The sequence below is a fragment of the Amycolatopsis sp. NBC_01480 genome (assembly GCF_036227205.1).
Taxonomy (GTDB): domain Bacteria; phylum Actinomycetota; class Actinomycetes; order Mycobacteriales; family Pseudonocardiaceae; genus Amycolatopsis.
The window spans coordinates 4,550,145-4,570,816 of sequence record NZ_CP109442.1; the positions used below are offsets into that span (position 1 = coordinate 4,550,145).

The following is a 20,672-nucleotide window of genomic DNA, read 5'->3' on the forward strand; positions in this document are numbered from 1 at the left end:
CTCGTGAGTGTTTGTGCCGGTTCTAACCGGCACAAACACTGACGAGCCCTGAATTACCTGCCCAGCCACCGCCTCGCTGGGTGGCGAGACGGCGGATCGAGGGGGCGGTCAGTTCGAGGGGTTGGTGCCCTCGTCCTTGCCCGAGGCGGAATCAGAGTCGGAGTCTGAGGCGGAGCCCGAGTCGGCAGGCTGGTCCTTGCCCGACGTACCCGAATCCGAACCCGAAGACGGCGCGTCCGAAGAGGCCGAAGGGTCAGCGCGGTCGCGGGCTTCCTGTTCCCGGCGTTCCGTGCGTTCCAGCTCCGCGATCGGGTCCAGGTCGTCCGGGAGGGTGGCCGGGTCGGCGAGACGGTCGGCGAAGTCGAGGGGCTCGTCGAGGTCCTCGGCGGTCGGCATGAGGTCCGGGTGGGACCAGAGGCCGTCGCGTTTGTCGATGCCGTGGCGGTCGCCCACGAGCTTCCACAGGGAAGACGCCGCGCGCATGCGGCGGGGGCGCAGCTCCAGGCCGACGAGGGTGGCGAAGGTCTGCTCGGCCGGGCCGCCCGTCGCACGGCGGCGGCGGAGGGTTTCGCGGAGGGCTTCGGCTCCCGGCAGACGGTCGCCGATCGCCTCGGCGACCACGACGTCCACCCAGCCCTCGACCAGAGCCAGCATCGTCTCCAGGCGCTTGAGCGCGGACTGCTGCTCGGGCGTGGTCTGCGGCTCCAGCAGGCCCGAGGACATGGCCTCCTCGATGCTCGCCGGGTTGGCCGGGTCGATCTGGCCGGCCAGCGATTCGAGCGCCGAAGTGTCCACAGTGATCCCGCGGGCGAATTCCTCCACAGTGGCCAGCAGCCGCTGACGCAGCCACGGCACGTGCGCGAACAGGCGCTGGTGCGCGGCTTCACGCGCGGCGAGGAACACGAGCACCTCGCTGCTCGGCAGCTCCAGGCCCTCGGTGAACTTCTCGATGTTGGCCGGCAGCAGCGCGGACGTCGCGGCGGGGCCCAGCGGCAGGCCGACCTCCGTGGACGTCAGCACCTCCTGCGCGAGCTGCGCCAGCGCGTTGCCGAGCTGGGAGCCGAAAGCCATCCCGCCCATCTGTCCCATCATGGACAGCAGCGGCCCGGCGGCCTGCTTGGCCTCCTCGGGCAGCGCCTGCATCCACGCGCCGGACACCTGCTGCGCCACCGGGTCGCAGAGCCGCTGCCACGTGGGCAGGGTCTTCTCCACCCAGGCGCGCGCGGACCACGCGACGGTGGTGGTCGCGCCCGCGGGCAGGATCGTCGCGGCGTCGAGCCACAGCTCCGCCAGGTGCGCGGCATCCCGTACAGCCGTGGAGGAGTCCCCGGAAGCGTCGGACGACGAGAACCCGATCTTGCCGTCGTCGCTGCCGCTCAGGTTCTGCAGGGCGATCTGCTTCGCCAGGTCGTAGTTGACCGGCCCGCTCGAAGTGCCCGCCTGACTGAGCATCTGGCCCAGCTGGCTCAGCATCTGTCCGAGCTGGTTGAAGGCCTCGGGGCCGGTCGGCTGCTCCGAAGGATCGTTGTCGCCTCGTCTGTCGGGATCGGGCGGTCCGAAACCGAACGGGGGTTTGCTCATGAGTCCACCGTACGCGGGTCAGGCCCTTCTCAGCGCGTCAAGCGTGGGCTTAACCGTGAAGCGAACACGGTCACCGTACGCTGTCGCACGTGACCAAACCCGACGAGGAGACCGCGACCGAGAGCAGCCGGAGCGAGCCACCGCGGGAGCGGGCCCGCACCGAGCGGCGAATGACCCGCCGCGGCTGGACCCTGCTGGTCAGTGGCGCGTTGTTCCTGGTGTTCGTCGTTGTCGGTTTCCTGGTCCAGGTGCCGTACGTCGCGATCAGCCCGGGACCGACCTACGACACGCTCGGTCGCGACGCCGCCGGCAACGCCGTGATCCAGGTCAACGGGCAGCAGACCTATCCGACGACCGGCGAACTGCGGATGACCACGGTCTCGTTGAACGACGGCATCAACCTCTTCACCGCGCTCGGCCTCTGGGCCAGCGGCCGCTACGCGCTCGCGCCGCGCGAGGAGTACTACAAGCCCGGCGAGACCAACGAGCAGGTCAAGCAGGAGAACATCCAGCAGCTGCAGGATTCGCAGAGCAACGCCCAGGTCGCCGCCCTGCGCCACCTCGGCTATCCGGTGGACGTCGTCGCCAAGACGATCGTCTCCGGCAGCCCCGCCGACCACGTGCTCGCCCCTGGCGACAAGCTGGTCACCGTCAACGGCAAGCAGGTCAAGGAGGCCGCGGACGTCGCCGCGGCGCTGACCAGCACCAAGCCCGGCCAGTCCGTGCCGATCTCCTTCCAGGCCGACGGCCAGCCCGTCCGGACCGTGCCGATCACGCTCGCGCAGCGCTCCGACCGCACGCAGGGCTTCATGGGACTGACCGCCTCGGACCGCGCCGTCGCGCCGTTCAACGTCGGCATCTCGTTGCAGGACGTCGGCGGCCCGTCGGCCGGCCTGATGTTCACCCTCGCGATCATCGACCGCCTTACCCCGCCGGGGAAGGCGGAGGCCGATCTCGCGGGGGGCAGGCACATCGCCGGCACCGGGGAGATCAGCGAGACGGGTGTGGTCGGGCCGATCGGCGGCATCTCGTTCAAGGTCGTGGGCGCGCGCGAGGCCGGGGCCACCGACTTCCTGGTGCCGGAGCACAACTGCGCCGAGGCCGTCTCCGCCAAGCCGGACGGGCTCAACCTGATCAAGGTGTCCACTCTGGACGACGCACTGACCCAGCTGGAGAACCTCAAGGCCGGTCGGCCGACCACACACTGCTGAAGGAAACCGAGTGCTGACGCCCGTCCGGAACGGAACGCCTTCGTTCGAAGGCCTCCGCACCGAACGCCGCGCGCACTACGAAGACAACAGCACTCAGGCCAACGCCGGCCGCGGCATCGGCGGCCGGCGTGGCCGGTGCGATCAGGGCATCAGCGTGGTTTTGAGCGCTTCGAGCAGGTTCGGGGCGAGGTCCGGGCTCTCGACGATCTCGTCGACAGCCTCGTCGTCGCCTTCTGGGGCGTCGGGGAGCGCGCCGCGCAGGCGCATGACGCACGCGGCGTCACCTTCGCGCAGGACGGCCGCGACGAGCCGGGCTTCGGTGCGGCGCGGGTGGTCCGCCGCGGCGCGGCGCAGGCGGTCGGCGTCGGCCTCCTCCAACCCCGGCAGCTCGGCCTCGACGTCGGGCGGCAGCACGATGATCTCCTGCGCCAGCGCGCAGCCCACGACGATCTCCGGCCAGGCGATCCGGCCGAGCGACTCGGCGAGGTCTCCTTCGGGCAGCGCCTCCTGGGCGACGGGCGTCAGCGGGCTCGACCGGTCGAGCTGGCCGGCCAGCTCCGGCTGCTCGTCGAGCAGCGCCGCGGTCGGCACCAGCGCGAACAGCTGCGGCGGCTGCTCCCAGCCGCCGGAGGCGACGAACTCTTCGACTTCCCGGGCCAGGCCGGCGACGGGATTGGCGGCAGGCGGCTCACTCGGTGACATGGCGACATCGTCCCAGGCCGGTCCGCGCGCCGCCGTCGGACGCCCGGTTCGGGCGGTCCGGGGAACTCGGGCACCCATCCGTAGAGTTAGACCGTCAGGGGACGACGCTGTCCCCGCGAACATGTTCACGAAGACAGGAGCGTTGCCGTGGCGACTCGGCCCCCCGTGAGCCTGAAGCTGTCCCGCCGCAGCCGGATCCTCCTCATCATCGCCGCGGTGATCGTGCTGGCGCTGCTGCTGGGTGTCAGGCTGCTCGACACGTACGTCGACTGGCTGTGGTTCGGTGAGGTGGGCGCGCGGTCGGTGTTCACCACGGAGCTGCTGACCCGGATAGTCCTCTTCGTGGCGGTCGGGCTGCTGGTCGGCGGGGCGCTGGCGATCAGCCTCACCATCGCCTACCGCACGCGGCCGGTGTTCGTGCCCGTCTCGGGCGCCGACGACCCGCTGTCGCGCTACCGCTCGCTGATCGTCAGCCGCATCCGGCTGTTCGGCATCGGCATCCCGCTGATCACCGGGCTCATCGCCGGCGCGTCCGCGATGGGCGACTGGCAGCTGATCCAGCTGTTCCTCAACGGCACGCCGTTCGGCCAGACGGACCCGGAGTTCGGCCACGACATCGGCTTCTACGCCTTCGACATGCCGTTCGTGAACTGGCTGCTCGGCTGGCTGTTCATCACGATCGTCATCTCGTTCTTCGGCGCGCTGATCGCGCACTACATCTTCGGCGGCATCCGCCTCGCCGGCCGCGGCGGCCAGCTCGCCGGCCCGACGCGCGCGCAGCTCGCCATCACCGTCGGCCTCTTCGTGCTGCTGAAGGCCGTCGAGTACTTCTTCGACCGGTACAACCTGCTGTTGTCCGATCGGGACATGCCGTTGTTCAACGGCGCCACGTACACGGACCTGAACGCGGTGCTGCCGGCGAAGCTGATCCTGTTGTGCATCTCGGTGATCTGCGCGGTCGCGTTCTTCGCCGGCGCGTTCCTGCGCAACCTCCAGCTGCCGGCGATCGCGCTCGTCCTGCTGATCCTGTCGAACGTGCTCGTCGGTGTCGCGTGGCCCGCGATCCTCGACCAGTTCTCGGTGAAGCCGAACGCGAACGACAAGGAGGCCGCCTCGATCCAGCGCAACATGGACGCGACGCGGCAGTCGTTCGGGCTGAACAACGTGAAGTACGAGGACTACCCCGGCAAGACCGAGGCGAGCGCCGACGCGGTGAAGGCCGACACCGGCACGGTGTCCAACATCCGGCTGCTGGACCCGAACATCCTCAGCGACACCTTCACCCAGCGCGTCGGCCGGGAGAACTTCTACGGCTTCCCGGCGAAGCTCGACGTCGACCGCTACAACGTCGGCGGCACCACGCAGGACTACATCGTGGCGGCCAAGGAGATCAAGACCGACGGCCTCACCGGCAACCAGACGAGCTGGATCAACAAGCACCTCGTCTACACCCACGGCAACGGCTTCGTCGCCGCGCCGGCCAACACGATCGACCGCGCGGTGAAGGACTCGAACTCCGACGGCGGCTACCCGATCGCCACCACCAGCGACACGACGAACCCGACCGGCGCCGGCTCCGTCGGCGGCCAGCCGGGCATCCAGGTCTCGCAGCCGCGCATCTACTACGGCGAGCTGACCAACGACTACGCCATCGTCGGCGGCCAGCCGGGCACGGCGCCGGGCGAGTACGACACCGACAGCCAGCGCGGCTACATCTACCAGGGCAAGGGCGGCGTCTCGCTGGACAACTGGTTCAACCGGCTGGTCTTCTCGGCCGAGTACGGCGAGCGGAACATCCTGTTCTCCGACGCCATCGGCGCGAACTCGAAGATCATGTACAACCGCGACCCGCGGGAGCGCGTCGGCAAGGTCGCGCCGTGGCTGACCCTCGACGGCGACCCGTACCCCGCGGTGGTCGGCGGCCGGATCCAGTGGATCGTCGACGGCTACACCACGCTGAACAACTACCCGTACGCCCAGCAGACCCAGCTCGGCGAGGCCACCAACGACTCGCTGAACGGCGTCACCAAGCAGGCCAACAACTCCATCAACTACATCCGCAACTCGGTGAAGGCGACCGTCGACGCGTTCGACGGCACCGTGACGCTGTACTCCGCGGACGACAAGGACCCGGTGCTGAAGGCGTGGGAGAAGGTGTTCCCGGGACTGGTGAAACCCAGCTCCGCCATCTCGCCCGAGCTGCGCTCGCACTTCCGGTACCCGGAGGACCTGTTCAAGATCCAGCGTGAGCTGCTGGCGCGCTACCACGTGTCGAGCCCGCAGGAGTTCTACGCGCAGCAGGCCTTCTGGAGCGTGCCGCAGGACCCGACCGAGGACGGCAGCTCCACCACGGCCGCGGCCAACGTCGCGAACCAACCCGGTTATTACGTCCTCGCCAACGCGGCCGGGGAAGGAAAACCGACGTTCCAGCTGACCAGCGCGCTCACCGGTCTGCAACGGCAGTACCTCGCGTCCTGGATGTCGGTGTCCTCCGATCCCGGCGACTACGGGACGATCAGAGTGCTCCGGCTACCGCCGGCCAGCGGCGCCAACCAGGTCGACGGGCCCGTGCAGGTGCAGAACAGATTCCAGAGCGATCCACGGGTCGCCCAGGACAGAACGCTGCTCAACAACCCCAACGTCATCCCGATCTACGGCAACCTGATCACGTTGCCGGTCGCGGACGGGTTCCTGTACGTCGAACCGGTGTACATCCGGCAGCGCAACCAGCTGAGCTATCCACAGCTGGCCCGCGTGCTGGTGTCCTACGGCGCGAAGATCGGCTTCGCCTCGACCCTCAACGAGGCGCTGGACCAAGTGTTCGGCGCGGGCACCGGCGCGGCCGCGACAACGCCGCCACTGGGCGACACGTCAACGCCACCGACCACACCCACCACACCGACGTCGCCGACCACGCCACCGGCCAACTCCGGCGGCAGCAACCCGGCCCTCGACAAGGCCGTGGCCGACATCCAGGCGGCACTGAGCCAGCTCAAGGCCGCCCAGCAATCCGGCAACTTCACCGACCAGGGCGCGGCACTCAGCGCCCTCGACGCGGCGACCAAGGAGTACACGGCGGCCAAGCCGACCACCACTCCGCCGGCCAGCAGCGGCGCCAACCAGCCCGGTGGCGGGTGACGTCCCTGACCCAAGTGGCACCTGCTTTGCGCCCGGAAAACCCCCGGGCGTAAGGTAGGTCCCACGACGCGGGGTGGAGCAGCTCGGTAGCTCGCTGGGCTCATAACCCAGAGGTCGCAGGTTCAAATCCTGTCCCCGCTACAGAGGTCTGAGGCCCCTGTCTTCGCAGAAAGCGCGAAGACAGGGGCCTCTTTCGCATTCGTTTCGGGGGTCGGACCCCCGAACCCCCGCCAAGGAGGGCTTCGCCCCCTTGGATCCCCCAATTGCCGTGGGTGCGTGGCGTTGGGAGGTGACCGGTGGGGCGGGGTGAGGCGGGGCGGGGCCTTAACGGTGTTAGGCGGAGGTGAGGGGGCTGGGTGTGGGGATGTTGGGTTGGGGTGCGAGGGGTTGTGGGGGGTTGGGTGGGGGTTGGGGCTGGTCAGGGGGTTGCGGTGGGGTTAACGGGGGGTGCGTGGGAGGGGTGGGGCGAGGGGTGTAATCTATTAACACAACGACGCGGGGTGGAGCAGCTCGGTAGCTCGCTGGGCTCATAACCCAGAGGTCGCAGGTTCAAATCCTGTCCCCGCTACAGAGGTCTGAGGCCCTTGTCTTCGCAGAAAGCGCGAAGACAAGGGCCTCTTTCGCATTCGTCTCGGGGGTTGGACCCCCGAACCCCCGCCAAGGAGGGCTTCGCCCCCTTGGATCCCCCCGGGGTGGTCGGGTTGGACCGTTTGGTCGGCTGCTGGGGTGGATGCGCCCGTGTGGTGGTTGCGGGGAGTGGGGGAGGGCTGGGTGGAGGGCGGATCGGTTGCTGAGCGTGGTCGGGTCCACTGTGGACCGGCGGTCGGATTGGGCCGAAAGAGGGGATAACACTAGCCACAATGGACAGATCCCGAGACCACTGTGGACACAGCGGCGAATAAGTGGGAACGTAGAGGTGTGTCCGAATTGAATGCAACTGCCGCCGCTCTGCTCGGTCTGCTCCACGACGGTCCCGCCACCGGCGGGCAGCTGGTCGCCGGCGCCGACGAGCGCTTCGGCGCCTTCTTCAGTGTCACCCGCAGCCAGGTCTACCGCGAGCTCCCGGCCCTGTCCAAGGAGGGCCTCGTTCGCCTCGGCAAGCAGGGCCCCCGGTCGAGCCAGCAGTACGTGCTCACCGCGGCGGGCAAGAAGGCCTTCAAGACGTGGCTCGCGTCCGAGGCCGGGCCCGACCACCTGCGCAGCCCGCTCATCCTGCGGCTCGTGCACGCCGGCTCGCTGACCATCAAGCAGCGCGCGGCCCTGCTCGAGACCGCCCGCACGAGCTACCAGCAGCAGCTGGACGACGCGAAGGTCGCGACGAAGGCGGCCGACGGCCCCTACGCCAAGGCCGTCGCCGAGTTCGCCCAGGCGCAGGCCAAGGCCGCCCTGAAGCTGCTCGACGCCATCCCGCAGGCCTGAGGTTCCGCGCGGCCCACGACCGGTGCGCAACCGGTCGTGGGTTTTGCCGTAACCTTGCTAAACGTGAGTGATGAGTTCGATGCGGCGCTGAAGGACCTGACCGGCAAGCTGGCCCAGATCGAGTCGGTGATGGACCTCGACGCGCTGCGCGCGCAGGTCGCCGAGCTCGAACAGCAGGCCTCCAGCCCGACCCTCTGGGACAACCCGGAGGAGGCGCAGAAGGTCACCAGCCAGCTGTCGCACCGCCAGAGCGAGCTGCGGCGCGTCTCCGAGCTCCGCCAGCGCCTGGACGACCTCGCCGTGCTGTACGAGCTGTCCGAGGCCGAGGGCGACACCGCCAGCATGGCCGAGGCCGAGCACGACCTCACCGGCCTGACCAAGGACGTCGACGGGCTCGAGGTCCGCACGCTGCTGTCCGGCGAGTACGACGACCGCAACGCCGTCGTCACCATCCGCTCGGAAGCCGGCGGCGTCGACGCGGCCGACTGGGCCGAGATGCTGCTCCGGATGTACCTGCGCTGGGCCGAACGCCACGGCTACCCCACCGACGTCTACGACATCTCCTACGCCGAAGAGGCGGGCATCAAGTCGGCGACGTTCAAGGTGAGCGCCCCCTACGTGTACGGCACCCTCTCGGTCGAGCAGGGCACGCACCGGCTGGTCCGGATCTCGCCGTTCGACAACCAGAGCCGCCGCCAGACCTCGTTCGCGCACGTCGAGGTGCTGCCCGAGGTCGAAGAGGTCGACCACGTGGACATCGCGGAGAAGGACATCCGCGTCGACGTGTACCGCTCGTCCGGCCCGGGTGGACAGAGCGTGAACACGACCGACTCCGCGGTGCGCATCACCCACCTGCCGACCGGCATCGTCGTCTCCTGCCAGAACGAGAAGTCGCAGCTGCAGAACAAGGCGGCCGCGCTGAAGGTCCTCCAGGCCCGGCTGATGCTGCGCAAGAAGGAAGAAGAGCGCGCCGAGATGGACGCGCTCAAGGACGGCGGCTCCAGCTGGGGCAACCAGATGCGCTCGTACGTGCTGCACCCGTACCAGATGGTCAAGGACCTGCGGACCGAGTTCGAGGTGGGCAACCCCTCGGCGGTGCTCGACGGCGACATCGACGGCTTCCTGGAGGCCGGCATCCGCTGGCGCAAGCAGGCCGGCGTCGCCTGATCTTCTTCACCGCCGGGGATTCCGGCACGCGAGCAAGGGACTTCTGCTACCGCCTGGCGACGGTTCGGCCACGCTTGGCGACGGCGGGGGTCCCTTGCCCGCTTTACGGGGCACGGGCAACCCGGGCTTAACGAGGTCCATGGGTAGTATGCCGAACCGTGATCCGGCTCGAAGAGGTTTCCAAGGTCTACAAGACCTCGACCCGTCCCGCCCTCGAGCGGGTGTCGGTCGACATAGACAAGGGCGAGTTCGTTTTCCTCATCGGACCGTCGGGTTCGGGGAAGTCGACGTTCCTGCGGCTGTTGCTGCGCGAGGAGGTCCCGAGCAAGGGCCGGGTGATGGTGTCCAACTTCGACGTCGCGAAGCTGGCCCGGCGCCGGGTGCCCCGCCTGCGCCAGACGATCGGCTGCGTGTTCCAGGACTTCCGGCTGCTCGCGAACAAGACCGTGGCGGAGAACGTCGCGTTCGCGCTCGAGGTGATCGGCAAGCCGCGGCCCACCATCAAGAAGGTGGTGCCCGAGGTGCTGGAGCTCGTCGGCCTCGACGGCAAGGCCGACCGGCTGCCCAACGAGCTTTCCGGCGGTGAGCAGCAGCGCGTGGCCATCGCGCGCGCGTTCGTGAACCGCCCGCTGGTGCTGCTCGCCGACGAGCCCACCGGGAACCTGGACCCCGACACCAGCCAGGACATCATGTTGCTGCTGGAACGCATCAACCGCACGGGGACCACCGTGCTCATGGCCACCCACGATCACTCCATCGTGGACTCGATGCGGCGCCGGGTCGTCGAGCTCCAGCTCGGCCGCGTGATCCGTGACGACGCCCGCGGGGTGTACGGCATCGGTCGCTGACCGAAGCCGTAGACCCTCCCCGAACGCCCCGAAACCGACAAGGGACAGACACCTGCGATGCGTGCCAGTTTCGTCTTCAGCGAGGTCCTCACCGGTTTGCGCCGGAACGTCACGATGACCATCGCGATGATCCTCACCACGGCGGTCTCCCTCGCCATGCTCGGCGGTGGCCTGCTCGCCGTGCGCACGATCGACAAGATGAAGGCGAACTTCCTCGCCGAGGTCGAGATCTCCATCAGCCTGGTCGACGACATCAGCGCCAACGACAAGAACTGCCAGCAGGCGCTGTGCAGTGGGCTGCGCCAGTCGCTCCAGAACAACCCCGGCGTCGACTCGGTGGTGTTCGAGAACCGCGACCAGGCCTACGACCGGTTCAAGAAGATCTTCGCGAGCCAGCCGGAGCTGCTGTCGCTGACCGGGCCGGAGGCGCTGCCTGCGTCGCTGCAGGTCAAGCTCAAGGACCCGGACCGCTCCGACGCGATCATCAAGCAGTACACCGGCCAGCCCGGCGTGCGGAAGGTCGACGACCAGAAGAAGTTCCTCGACCGCGTGTTCAACGTCTTCAACGGCGTGCGGAACATCGCGTTCGTGATGGCGCTGATCATGGCCGTCGCCGCGCTGCTGCTGATCGCGAACACCATCCAGGTCTCCGCGTTCACCCGGCGCACGGAGGTCGGCATCATGCGGCTGGTGGGCGCCACCCGGTGGTACACACAGCTGCCGTTCCTGCTGGAGGCGGTGGTCGCCGGCGTGGTCGGTGCGGTGCTCGGGACCGTCTTCCTGATCCTGACCAAGGTCTCGTTCCTCGACACCGTGTTCACCGGCGAGGTGTTCCCGCAGATCACCACGCTGGAGCTGCTGTTCCCGGTCGCGCCGATACTGCTCGCGGTCTCGGTGGTCATCTCGGCGATCACCGGCTACGTCACGCTCCGTCTGTACGTCCGACACTAGCCGCGGGTTAACCACCTGCTCAGGGCCCGGAAATCACGTAGAGTCGTCATCATGCCCAAAGAACGTGGACAGAAGGTCATCGCGTCGAACCGCAAGGCTCGGCACGATTACTCCATCCTGGACACCTACGAAGCCGGACTGGTGCTCCAGGGCACGGAGGTGAAGAGCCTTCGTGAGGGCAAGGCCTCTCTGGCCGACGCGTTCGCGACCGTGGACGACGGCGAGGTGTGGCTGCGCAACGTGCACATCCCGGAGTACACGCAGGGCACCTGGACCAACCACACGCCGCGGCGCACGCGCAAGCTGCTGCTGCACCGCGGTGAGATCGAGAAGCTGATCGGCAAGACGAAGGAGAGCGGCCTGTCGCTGGTGCCGCTCTCGATGTACTTCAAGGACGGCAAGGTCAAGGTCGAGATCGCGCTGGCCAAGGGCAAGAAGGCCTACGACAAGCGGCAGACGCTGGCCAAGCGCGACGCCGAGCGGGACATCAGCAAGGCCATGGGCCGGGCGCTGAAGGGCCGGTTCACGGAGTGACGGTGGGTCCGGCGTCGGACGAAGACGTCAGGCGATGGACCGCGTCCGTCGGCCTGGACGGGCTCGTCGACCTGCACGTGCACTTCCTGCCGAAGTCCGTGATGGACAAGGTGTGGGCGTATTTCGACCGTGCCACCGAGCACTACGGCACCGAGTGGCCGGTGTTCTACCGCACCGAGGAGAAGGAGCGGCTGGAAACCCTGCGGTCGCTGGGCGTCAAGCGGTTCGCGCCGCTGGTGTACCCGCACAAGCCGGGCATGGCCGAGTGGCTGAACTCCTGGGCCGGCGATTTCGCGGACCAGGTGCCCGACGCCGTGCGCACCGGCACGTTTTTCCCCGAGCCCTCGGCCGCGTCCTATGTGGACGCGGCGCTGCGGGCGGGCGCGCGCTGCTTCAAGGCCCACGTCCAGATCGGCGCGTACGACCCGCGTGACGAGCAGCTGGCGCCGGTCTGGGGCGCGCTGGCCGACGCGGGCGTGCCGGTGGTCGTCCACTGTGGACACGGTCCGCTGCGCGGGAACTTCACCGGGCTGCAGGTCTTCGGCGAGGTGCTGGCGAAGCACCCCGATCTGACGGCCGTGCTCGCGCACTCCGCGATGCCCGAGTTCACCGCCGCGTTCGAGCTGATGGAGCGCTACCCGCGGGTGCACATCGACACCACCATGGTCGGCGTGCCGTTCGTGGCGAAGATGGCGCCGCTGCCGCCGGACTGGACGGCGCGGCTGGCGGGCGTCGCCGACCGGGTGGTGCTCGGCACGGACTTCCCGAACATCCCGTACTCCTACGCCACGCAGCTGCAGGCGATCGCCGGCTGGGCGGCCGACGAACGCCTCGGCGAGCCGTTCCTGCGGGCTGTGTTGCACGACACGCCCGCCGGGCTGCTTTAACCGCCGGAGAACCCCCGGCCAGGGCGGGAACCCTGACCGGGGGCGCACCCCCAGCTCCCCCTAGACCTTCTTGAGCTGCGCGGTCTCCACGACCGCGACGGCCCGGCCGAGGAACCGCGTCACCGGCACCTGCCGGCCGGCCAGCACGAACCCGGCGGCGGTGAGCACGACCCAGGGCACCGGGCCATGGACCAGGCCCGCGCTCAGCGGCTGGAAACCGTGTGCGGCCAGCCCCAGCAGGCCGCCCGAGGCGAGCAGCCCGGCCAGCACCAGCTGCGGGGTGCGGGCAGTGACGACCACGCTGTCCCGCTGCATCTCGAAGCGGGCGAACAGGCGCAGCAGGCCCAGCAGCACCGCGCCGCAGGCGCCGAACCACATCGGCACCATCACGAGCCACAGCAGCGTGCCCGGCGCCGGCGTCGCGTAATGCAGGCCGTAGACGGTGATGCCGGAGACCACGATCAGCGCCGGCATGTGCCACAGATAGACGCTCATGAACCGCGCGCCGATCCAGCTCAGCGCGGAGCCGAAGCCCGGCTTCGCGGCCAGCGCGTTGAGCTGCGGCCGGAACGCCAGCAGCAGGCCGATCTGGCCGACGGCGAGGAACGCGAGCAGCACGGTCGGCGGGCTCATGTTGGACACCGGCGCGCCCGGCATGCCGATCATGCTGGCCGGGTACGGGCCGAAGGCGACCATCAGCGCGGTGACGCCGAAACCGGCGGCCGACAGGCCGAGCGCGGCGCGCCGGCTCAGCTCACCCAGCTTGCCCTCGACGTAGTGGAAGCCCAGCTGGTGCACGGCGACCCAGACGAACACCGCGTTGACGTAGCCGATCATGCCCAGGTCGTTGAAGCGGGCGACGTCGACGAGCACCCCGGCGGCGGCCATCACGAACGGCACCTTCAGGCCCCAGCGCCGGTGCGCGGCGACCATCAACGGCGTCACCAGCACGGTGAGCAGGTAAACCGAGAGGAACCAGAGCAACTGCGCCGCGATCGAGCCGGCGATCTGCAGGGGCTGCGGGGGAATTCCCATGCCCTGCAAGAGATCCGGCACCACCAGCCACACGGCGACCAGCGGCAGCACCGGCACGAGCAGCCGCCGGATGCGCCCGGCCAGCCAAGCCCGTGAGGACGCTGCGCGGCGCAGGGAGATCAGGTTCGCGGCGCCACCGGCGAAGAAGACCAGCGGCATCACCTGGGAAAGCCAGGTGAAGGCCCACCAGCCGGGCGTCGCGAGCGCGTTCCCCGTCGCGAGCTGACCGTCGGAATAGGAGAGCACCGGCATGACCCAGTGCTGGGTGATCACGGCCAGGATCGCGCCCGCCCGGACCACGTCGAGGAACTTGTCCCGGCCGCCTTTCGCGGCCGGGGTGCTGACCCGCAGCTGGCTCGTCGTCATGGGTAAAGCCTGGCGGGAAAGGACTTCCGGGACAGCGGTGCTGACCGCCGTTTCCGGGTTCGGGTCAGCTGGGGGTCGATACGGGGGCTGGCCCTACCTCAGCCCGTCCGGCTCCGGCTCGGCCTCGCTGTGTGACGTCGAGCGCACCCGGTACTCCCAGCCGTTTTCGGTCATGCCGAGCTCGTACAGCGTCTCGATCTTCGGGCCGCCGTGGAGGTGGATGTGCCGGACGACGGTGCCGGGCGCGGGCTCGGCGTCGGCGAGCTCCTGGACGCGGCCGTCGAGCGGGCCGCCGAAGAAGCGGACGCTGCGGTCGGTCATCGGGCGCTCCTCACTCGGCATCGGTCCATGGTAGGCGAGGTCGGCGGCCCGATGCTGCCCTGGAAACGGGTGAGGAATTCTCACGCTGAGCGACGAACGGTCAGCGGCCGAGATAGGTGAGCACGGCCCGGACGCGCCGGTGCTCCTCCGAGCTGGCCTCCAGGCCGAGCTTGGCGAAGATGTTGCCGATGTGCTTTTCCACGGCGCCGTGCGACACCACGAGGGAGTTCGCGATGGCCGTGTTGGACAGTCCCTGGGCCATCAGGCCGAGCACCTCGGACTCACGCGCGGTCAGCGCGTCGAGCGGGTTCCGGCGGCCGCGGGCCATCAGCTGGGCGATCACGTCGGGGTCGATCGCCGTGCCGCCGCCGGCCACCCGGCGCACCGCGTCGAGGAACTCCGCGACGTCGGCGACGCGCTCCTTCAGCAGGTAGCCGACCCCGCCTGCGCCGCCGGAGAGCAACTCCACCGCGTAGCTCTCCTCGACGTACTGCGAGAGCACCAGCACGGGCAGGCCCGGCACGGCTTTGCGGGCGGACAACGCGGCGCGCAGGCCTTCGTCGGTGAACGTCGGCGGCATCCGCACGTCGACGATCGCCAGGTCGGGACGGTGCTCGGTGATCGCGCCGAGCAGATCGTCACCGTTGTCGACCGCGGCGACGGTCTCGATGCCCTCGTCCGCGAGCAGGCGCGTGACCCCGGCTCGCAGCAGCACGGCGTCTTCGGCGATCACTACCCGCATCAGGCCCCCAGGCTCGTGAGTGAAAAGCTCCGAGGCTATTCACTCACGAGCCGGTCACCACTGGCACGGCAGGTCGGCGCGGATCACGGTCGGACCCCCGACGGGACTCACCACCGTGATGACGCCGTCGATCGTGGCCGCGCGGTCGGCCAGCCCGGCCAGGCCGCCGCCGGGGCGCACCTCCGCGCCGCCGTGGCCGTTGTCGGTGATCTCGACGATGACGCGCGTGTCGCTGCGCCAGACCTTCACGATCGCCTCGGTGGCGCCGGAGTGCTTGGCGATGTTGGTGAGCGTCTCGCCGACGATGAAGTACGCCGTGGTCTCGACCGCGGCCGGCGGGCGCGGCTCCACGTCCACGTGCACGTCCACCGGGATCGGGGACTTCGCCGCCTGCGCCGAGAGCGCCGCGTCGAGGCCGCGGTCGCCCAGCACGGCGGGGAAGATGCCGCGGGCCAGGTCGCGCAGCTCCGAGACGGCCAGCTTGGCGTCCGAGTGCGCCTCGTTGATCAGGTCGCGCACGGCTTCCGGGTCGTTGTCGAACTTCGACTTCGCGCGGCCCAGGCTCATCGCGACGGCCACCAGCCGCTGCTGCGCGCCGTCGTGCAGGTCGCGCTCGATCCGGCGGCGCTCGGCCTCGGCGGCGTCCACGCCACGGGCCCGGGACGCCTGCAGGTGCTCGGCCTTCTCTTCCAGCTTCTTCGTGCGGTTCGGGCCCAGCAGGGACATCGCGAGGTTGCCGTGCAGCCAGCCGAGCCACGGCGTCACCCAGATCGCCATCGGCAGCAGCACGATGGACGCGATGGCCACCGGCAGCTCCGCGACCGCCAGCGGGAACGCGATCATCAGGTACGACAGGTCACGCCAGGTCGTCGGGTCCGTGAGCCGGGTGAGCCAGCGGCGGGTGAGGGACTGGCCCTCGAGCGGCAGGCGCTCCACCGACGTCAGCGGCGAGCCCAGCATCTTGCCCGCCCAGCGCCGTTCCATGTCGCCCGACCAGCGGACGAACCCGGTGGTGGCGAGCAGGATCGGGAAGCCGACCCAGACCACCACCGTGGCGACGCCGACCACCGCGCCCACGACGATCAGGATGAACTGCACCAGCCGGAACACGAAGCTGACGATCATGTAGACGATGGTGCGGGCCGGATTGGGCCGCGGATGCTCCGGCCGCAGCTGCTGCTCCGTGGTCATCCGGTCACCGTGCTCATTCCGTCGATCTCGTTCCAGGAGCGCTCCATGCGGTGCCGCTGGGCGACCGTCGGCCGCAGCATGGCCACGGCGAAGCCGGCGTGCAGCCTGGCCAGCCCCCTGGTCAGCGCCACCGACAACGCGGCGAACAGCACCCCCAGCGCCGCCCACGGCAGCGCGGCCACCGTCGAGTCGACGATGATCCAGCGCACATCGTAGCTCGGGAAGAAGTAGGCGCCGTCCGGAAGGAAGCGGTAGTACACCGGCAGCGCGATCAGCCCCAGGCTCGTCGCCCAGAACGTCACGACCAGCACGAACTCGATCAGGCCGACCGGGAACAGCAGGAAGAAGTACGCCAGGTCGCGGTAGGTGGCGCGGTCCTTCACCCGGGCCACCCAGCGAGCGCGCCCGCTCGGCGGCAGCGGCAGGTACGGCGCGTCGACATAGGTGTCGAGCAGGGCGAACACGCGGGCCCGCTCCATCCGGGCCGCGCCGCGTGCCAGCAGCACGAGCAGCGCGAGCAACGGCACGCCCACCCAGACCACGGCCGTCCCGACCCCCGCCGAGAACAGCGTGACGACCAGCGCGAACGACACGATCCCGAGCGGCAGGTTGAGGAGCAGGAACGCCAGGCCCCCGCCCAACGGCGGGTTCCGGCGCCTCCCGGTTGAAGCGGTGACCATGGCGGGGCTCCTCATCTGTGCGGCTGACCTGCACAGCATCGCTCCGGGAGCCATCGAGGGGACAGGGGGCGAGCGGGCATGTTGCCGGTAGGGCCAGCCCCACCCCGGCCGGGATCAAACGGCTTGCCGATGGCGTTATGATGAAGAGGTTATGTAGCACCTACAAGGGGGTGAACGGTTTCGACTCTGGACGTTGAGTCAGGGGAAGCGTGCCGGTGCAGGCGAGAGACCACCGCAAGCGTCATCGCAAACCAATAAGCGCCAAGGCCAATAGCCAGCGCGACTTCGCTCTTGCTGCCTAAGTAGCAGAGTGAGTCTGTCGGCCCGGGATCGCCTCCGACCCGGTAGCCGGCATCAGCTAGGAGGCTTACCGCCAGTCCCGGCCACGGGTCCTGGTTGGGAAGCAAACAGTGGCTGGGCCCGTCACTTCAGCTTGTTCGTGTGACTGAAGGGGCCGAGTAGAGACATAGCGGACTGCGCACGGAGAAGCCCTGTCAAGACGCTAGAGGACCCGGGTTCAATTCCCGGCACCTCCACGGTCCTCGGGGCGAGCTGTGTTCGCGGAATGCGCGGACCGGCTCGCCCCGTCGTCGTTTCTGGGGGTGCAACCCCCAGACCCTGCCCGGAGGGCTTCGCCCCCGGACCCCCACAGCGCGTGGTTGCGTTGGGTGAGTGGGGTGCGGTTGGGTGGGGCGGATTGAGTGAGTGACGCTGAGGTCCGCAAGTTGGAGGCTCGTGCCTGTGTGGGGCGCGGCCTTTGTTGCGTTGTTGGGTGTTTTTTTTGGGGGGGGGCGTCCGGAGGGCTTTCCCGCTCCCCATCGTGGTGACGTTGGGTGGGGAGTTAGTTGCGGAGGGTGGTCAGGGTGTTTTGCAGGGTGGCGGTGATGTAGCGGGGGTGGCCGGGGCCGCAGGTGATGTCGTGGGCGCCGGTGGGAGTGGGGCTCAGGTAGGTGAGGATGCGGCCGTGGTCGTCGGCGTCCACGGCGGTCAGCGGCACACTGGACTGCCGGGTGCCGCCGGTGCGAGCGGCGACGTAGAGCTGGTGGCTGGCTGTTCGTGGTGAGGACATCAGGGTGCGGAGTTGCTCGGCGGCGGTGTAGTCGGTTGTGGTGTCGAGGGTGTAGCCGGTCGTTTTCGGCTCGTAGTCGGTTTTCGGGACGGAGAACTCGTGGATGTCGGCGGCCGGGAAATCGGGTAGACCGTCCACGATGGCGTGGACCAGGTGATTCGCCTTGATCGTCGCCAGGGTCAGCAGGTCGTTTTCGACGGTGGCGAGCACGGCGTTGCGGCCGACCGGGACTGTGAGCATCGCGCGGTCGTGGCCGCGGCGGTCGGTGGACCAGCCGTAGCACTCGTCGTCGGCGTTGGCGATCGCCAACAACAGGTCGCGGAGCTTTCCGGTGACCCGGCCGGTGCGTAAGTTGTAGAAACCGGGCTCGGCCAGCGCTTGCCTGGCCAGCTCGTCCAAGCGTTCGGCGGCATCGTCTTCGACCCAGACGTCCACGACGCCCAGCACCGGATGAGCCGGGCCGATCTGCTCCCATTCCCACGCTTTCGCGACCGCCAGCCGCGGCACGGTCACGGGCTCGTCGAGCAGCATCACGTTGTCCCCTCGCTTGGATGCCGCCTATTTGCCGATGACCGGTGGCGTGGCCTTGCCGTCGTAGCCGAACAGGGCGTTCGGGTCGGCTTCCTGGAGGTACTCGGGAGTCTTGCGTTCCTTGTCCTCCTCCTTTTTGTCGCCCTTGCCGGTGCCGGCGGGGAGGGGCATGCCGTTGGCGCCGCGGGCTCCAGTCGCTCCGGAGCCGGTTCCACTTCGCCCGCCGACTTCGGCCGTACCGCCTAGCCGGCCGGCGCCGGTCGCCTTGCCCGGACCGCCGGGTTGGTTGCCGCGTGGGGAAGTGCTGGCGCCGTTGCTTGCCCCCGGCGTGCTGCCGCCGATCTCCAGAGGACCGATCGGGTAGTCGCCGGCACTGCCGTAACTGGTTGGCTTGGCGGCAGGAAAGCTCGGGCCGTTGGCGCTACTCGTGGTGAATCCTGTTGGGCCGTCCACGCTAGTGCCCGGCGGGACGTATCCGGAGGTGTGGGTCCCGTCGTCACCGTGTGCTGCTGCCGGAACGTGGACCGACTGCTGCTGCTCATCGGAGTTGCCGTAGCGCTCCGCTGGTGGTGGCACCGCGGTCGATCCCGGCCGGTCCACCGATTGTTCAGGACCACGGGAAGGGCTTGGGATGACGACCTGCACGTGACGGTTCCGCTTGCCTTCGGCGTGGGTCTGGTCCTGCGCGGGTTGCAGGGCGTAGGCGCCGTCCGCTGAGTCGGGGACCTGGCCGTAGTCGATGGGCATCTGCTGGGCGTGGTCGTCGCTGGTTCCGGCGAAGCCCTGGTACACGGCATTGTTCTGCTGGATCGCCGCGTTGCGCTGGTTGACCTGGTCTTCGTTGTCGGTGTCCCACGGCGTGACTGTGTCCCAAAAGGACTTCGACGGCGCATCATCCGACACGTCGTGGAGCGAGTCGCGGGTCGAGGTGAAGGCGTGTGCCTGGTCGGTGAGGGTGTTCTGGCTGCCGTGCAAGGCAATCGACGCCGATATGGCCACGTCGGCGAGTGGGCGCAGCGATCCCCTTGCGGCATCTCCGCTCTGACCCGACCAGGCGTTCTCGAGACGGCCCACCACGGCCAGCGTGTCTGCCTCGATGCCCAGTTGTGCGTTCGCCTGCAGCGCACTGGCATTCTGCGCATGCCCGAGACTTTCCGTTCCTGGCCCGGCCTTCACCCGGCGCACCAGTTCGCCCGGCGGGATGATCTTGCCTTCGGCCTGCATCTGCTTCAGGTATGCGACGAATGCTTCAGTCGGCCCGAACCCCATCACGCGCCGCCCTTCAAAGTGGTGATCACCGCGTCGCTGATTCGTCGGGCGGAGTCGCAGGCGTCGGCTTGGCCGACCTTCGATCGGGAAATGGTGGCGTCCGCTTCGAAGGCGGCGTTGTCCGCAACGCCGACAGCGACACTGCACCGCCCAGTCGGGCGGTCGTCTTCCGGCCCATACGCCGTCACCGGATAACCCTGTACGGGATCCAGCTCCTTGAAGAACCCTTCGTTCTTCTTCGCGTAGACGGCGCGGAGGCCGTCCGGCCACGCGTACACGAACTGAACGCTGATGGAGGAGCCCCGGTCGAGGTTCGCCCAGTGACACATGTGCGCGAGCCCGGTGTCCTGGGCTTCGCCGGTTGCGGGAACACCCAGCAAGGTGGTGACCTGGCCGGGGGTCAGCGCCTGACACGGGTCCCCGTTCAAGGCTCCTGCCGGCAAGGGGCTCGCTATCTTGGGCGGCGCGGGATCTGAGGGCGTGACTCCTGGCCCGGATGACCACGGGGCGGCGCTCGGCGTGGCATGTCCAGGGTCGCTTGAGCATGCGGACAGCAGCATCGCGGATACGCTCAATCCTAGAACTGCCCAGCGGGTACGGATAACCATCAGATTGGCCCCTGGCCGGCCTGATTGACGGCGGTGCCGGCTTGCTGATCGGTCGTCTCGTGAATGCCGAGCGCCGCTCGCATCTTGTTGATGACAGTGCTGAGGTACGTGCTTTCCCGGACGAGGTGACCTCGGTAGAAGTCGCCGGACTTGTTGCTGGCGGCGGCGTTGCGCAGGGAAGCTGGATCCTGCCCTGGGGAGATGATGCTCCACATGGGTACTGCCGCGTCGAGTTGGGCATCGATCCGGGTCCGCAGCTTTTGAAGGTTTCCGAGTTCGGCGGTCATCGCTTCACGGCTCAGGCGGAAGCCTGCTGCAGCACCTGGTGTCGCACTGCCTCCGGGCTGGCTGCCGGGGGCGAAGAAGTCCGCGTCGCCGAGCGGTCTGCTCGGCGCCCCTGTCTGTTCAGTCATCTGCGTTCT

The 20,672-nt window shown here is 68.8% G+C and carries 19 protein-coding genes, 2 tRNA genes and 1 other RNA gene; 11 read left to right on the forward strand and 11 right to left on the reverse strand.

Annotated elements, in window-relative coordinates; genetic code table 11:
* Positions 1–108: 108 nt before the first annotated feature.
* Positions 109–1,581: a zinc-dependent metalloprotease gene (locus tag OG371_RS21860; RefSeq protein ID WP_329072024.1), complete on the reverse strand. Its 1,473-nt coding sequence runs from the start codon at positions 1,579–1,581 to the stop codon at positions 109–111.
* 191 nt (positions 1,582–1,772) lie between these two features.
* Here OG371_RS21860 and OG371_RS21865 point away from each other — a divergent pair, with 191 nt between their 5' ends.
* The gene (locus tag OG371_RS21865) at positions 1,773–2,792 is read left to right on the forward strand and encodes a YlbL family protein (RefSeq protein ID WP_442876177.1); all 1,020 of its coding nucleotides are present in this window, start codon (positions 1,773–1,775) and stop codon (positions 2,790–2,792) included.
* Between the two features lie 141 nt (positions 2,793–2,933).
* On the opposite strand, the gene OG371_RS21870 is transcribed toward OG371_RS21865, so the two are convergent.
* Entirely contained in the window at positions 2,934–3,494 is a 561-nt protein-coding gene (locus OG371_RS21870) for a PPA1309 family protein (RefSeq protein WP_329072028.1), read from the reverse strand.
* A gap of 165 nt (positions 3,495–3,659) precedes the next feature.
* On the opposite strand from OG371_RS21870, the gene OG371_RS21875 reads away from it, so the two are divergent.
* The 9 genes from OG371_RS21875 (at position 3,660) to OG371_RS21915 (ending at position 12,438) form a co-directional block, all read left to right on the forward strand.
* On the forward strand, positions 3,660–6,632 hold the full coding sequence (locus OG371_RS21875; protein ID WP_329073243.1) for a UPF0182 family protein: 2,973 nt from the start codon (positions 3,660–3,662) through the stop codon (positions 6,630–6,632).
* A 67-nt stretch (positions 6,633–6,699) separates the two neighbouring features.
* A tRNA-Met gene (locus tag OG371_RS21880) sits at positions 6,700–6,773 on the forward strand.
* Positions 6,774–7,126: 353 nt separating this feature from the next.
* Positions 7,127–7,200 (forward strand) — tRNA-Met (locus OG371_RS21885).
* Between the two features lie 350 nt (positions 7,201–7,550).
* Positions 7,551–8,051, forward strand: a complete 501-nt coding sequence (locus OG371_RS21890; RefSeq protein ID WP_328606695.1) for a PadR family transcriptional regulator — start codon at positions 7,551–7,553, stop codon at positions 8,049–8,051.
* 63 nt (positions 8,052–8,114) lie between these two features.
* Positions 8,115–9,218 (forward strand): peptide chain release factor 2, encoded by a 1,104-nt coding sequence (gene prfB, locus OG371_RS21895; protein ID WP_329072032.1) that lies wholly within the window; start codon positions 8,115–8,117, stop codon positions 9,216–9,218.
* 158 nt (positions 9,219–9,376) lie between these two features.
* A complete protein-coding gene (gene ftsE / locus OG371_RS21900) occupies positions 9,377–10,066 on the forward strand; it encodes a cell division ATP-binding protein FtsE (protein ID WP_329072034.1) in 690 nt (229 codons plus the stop codon).
* Positions 10,067–10,123: 57 nt separating this feature from the next.
* Positions 10,124–11,017, forward strand: a complete 894-nt coding sequence (gene ftsX / locus OG371_RS21905; protein ID WP_091620482.1) for a permease-like cell division protein FtsX — start codon at positions 10,124–10,126, stop codon at positions 11,015–11,017.
* A 51-nt stretch (positions 11,018–11,068) separates the two neighbouring features.
* Complete coding sequence (gene smpB, locus OG371_RS21910; protein WP_220246577.1) at positions 11,069–11,551, forward strand: SsrA-binding protein SmpB; 483 nt, start codon at positions 11,069–11,071, stop codon at positions 11,549–11,551.
* Positions 11,548–12,438: an amidohydrolase family protein gene (locus tag OG371_RS21915; protein ID WP_329072039.1), complete on the forward strand. Its 891-nt coding sequence runs from the start codon at positions 11,548–11,550 to the stop codon at positions 12,436–12,438. Before smpB ends, OG371_RS21915 begins: the two co-directional genes overlap by 4 nt.
* Before the next feature lie 60 nt (positions 12,439–12,498).
* Here OG371_RS21915 and OG371_RS21920 read toward each other — a convergent pair whose 3' ends face one another.
* The 5 genes from OG371_RS21920 to OG371_RS21940 form a co-directional block, all read right to left on the reverse strand.
* Positions 12,499–13,839: an acyltransferase family protein gene (locus OG371_RS21920; RefSeq protein WP_329072041.1), complete on the reverse strand. Its 1,341-nt coding sequence runs from the start codon at positions 13,837–13,839 to the stop codon at positions 12,499–12,501.
* Between the two features lie 93 nt (positions 13,840–13,932).
* Complete coding sequence (locus tag OG371_RS21925) at positions 13,933–14,160, reverse strand: hypothetical protein (protein ID WP_329072043.1); 228 nt, start codon at positions 14,158–14,160, stop codon at positions 13,933–13,935.
* A gap of 100 nt (positions 14,161–14,260) precedes the next feature.
* A complete protein-coding gene (locus OG371_RS21930; RefSeq protein ID WP_091620472.1) occupies positions 14,261–14,902 on the reverse strand; it encodes a response regulator transcription factor in 642 nt (213 codons plus the stop codon).
* A 54-nt stretch (positions 14,903–14,956) separates the two neighbouring features.
* Positions 14,957–16,093 (reverse strand): sensor histidine kinase, encoded by a 1,137-nt coding sequence (locus OG371_RS21935; protein ID WP_329072045.1) that lies wholly within the window; start codon positions 16,091–16,093, stop codon positions 14,957–14,959.
* Positions 16,090–16,773, reverse strand: a complete 684-nt coding sequence (locus OG371_RS21940) for a sensor domain-containing protein (RefSeq protein ID WP_329072046.1) — start codon at positions 16,771–16,773, stop codon at positions 16,090–16,092. The genes OG371_RS21935 and OG371_RS21940 overlap by 4 nt, the downstream gene beginning before the upstream one ends.
* Before the next feature lie 166 nt (positions 16,774–16,939).
* On the opposite strand from OG371_RS21940, the gene ssrA reads away from it, so the two are divergent.
* Positions 16,940–17,312, forward strand: a transfer-messenger RNA (tmRNA) gene (ssrA, locus tag OG371_RS21945).
* Positions 17,313–17,614: 302 nt separating this feature from the next.
* Here ssrA and OG371_RS21950 read toward each other — a convergent pair.
* Genes OG371_RS21950 through OG371_RS21965 form a run of 4 tightly spaced genes read right to left on the reverse strand, consistent with a single transcriptional unit; the run spans position 17,615 to position 20,663 of the window.
* Positions 17,615–18,373 carry an ESX secretion-associated protein EspG gene (locus OG371_RS21950; protein WP_329072048.1) on the reverse strand — a complete coding sequence of 253 codons (759 nt, stop codon included), beginning with the start codon at positions 18,371–18,373 and terminating at the stop codon, positions 17,615–17,617.
* Between the two features lie 27 nt (positions 18,374–18,400).
* Entirely contained in the window at positions 18,401–19,645 is a 1,245-nt protein-coding gene (locus OG371_RS21955; RefSeq protein ID WP_329072050.1) for a hypothetical protein, read from the reverse strand.
* Positions 19,642–20,202, reverse strand: a complete 561-nt coding sequence (locus OG371_RS21960) for a DUF3558 domain-containing protein (RefSeq protein WP_329072052.1) — start codon at positions 20,200–20,202, stop codon at positions 19,642–19,644. The genes OG371_RS21955 and OG371_RS21960 overlap by 4 nt, the downstream gene beginning before the upstream one ends.
* Before the next feature lie 47 nt (positions 20,203–20,249).
* Positions 20,250–20,663: a PE domain-containing protein gene (locus OG371_RS21965; RefSeq protein WP_329072054.1), complete on the reverse strand. Its 414-nt coding sequence runs from the start codon at positions 20,661–20,663 to the stop codon at positions 20,250–20,252.
* Between the last annotated feature and the right edge of the window lie 9 nt (positions 20,664–20,672).

Excerpts from the sequence above, each read along its gene's own strand:
- OG371_RS21860 (WP_329072024.1), bottom strand. The coding sequence starts at position 1,581 with ATGAGCAAACCCCCGTTCGGTTTCGGACCGCCCGATCCCGACAGACGA.
- OG371_RS21870 (WP_329072028.1), bottom strand. The coding sequence starts at position 3,494 with ATGTCACCGAGTGAGCCGCCTGCCGCCAATCCCGTCGCCGGCCTGGCC.
- ftsX (WP_091620482.1), top strand. The coding sequence starts at position 10,124 with ATGCGTGCCAGTTTCGTCTTCAGCGAGGTCCTCACCGGTTTGCGCCGG.
- smpB (WP_220246577.1), top strand. The coding sequence starts at position 11,069 with ATGCCCAAAGAACGTGGACAGAAGGTCATCGCGTCGAACCGCAAGGCT.
- OG371_RS21920 (WP_329072041.1), bottom strand. The coding sequence starts at position 13,839 with ATGACGACGAGCCAGCTGCGGGTCAGCACCCCGGCCGCGAAAGGCGGC.
- OG371_RS21925 (WP_329072043.1), bottom strand. The coding sequence starts at position 14,160 with ATGACCGACCGCAGCGTCCGCTTCTTCGGCGGCCCGCTCGACGGCCGC.
- OG371_RS21930 (WP_091620472.1), bottom strand. The coding sequence starts at position 14,902 with ATGCGGGTAGTGATCGCCGAAGACGCCGTGCTGCTGCGAGCCGGGGTC.
- OG371_RS21935 (WP_329072045.1), bottom strand. The coding sequence starts at position 16,093 with ATGACCACGGAGCAGCAGCTGCGGCCGGAGCATCCGCGGCCCAATCCG.
- OG371_RS21940 (WP_329072046.1), bottom strand. The coding sequence starts at position 16,773 with ATGGTCACCGCTTCAACCGGGAGGCGCCGGAACCCGCCGTTGGGCGGG.
- OG371_RS21950 (WP_329072048.1), bottom strand. The coding sequence starts at position 18,373 with ATGCTGCTCGACGAGCCCGTGACCGTGCCGCGGCTGGCGGTCGCGAAA.
- OG371_RS21960 (WP_329072052.1), bottom strand. The coding sequence starts at position 20,202 with ATGCTGCTGTCCGCATGCTCAAGCGACCCTGGACATGCCACGCCGAGC.
- OG371_RS21965 (WP_329072054.1), bottom strand. The coding sequence starts at position 20,663 with ATGACTGAACAGACAGGGGCGCCGAGCAGACCGCTCGGCGACGCGGAC.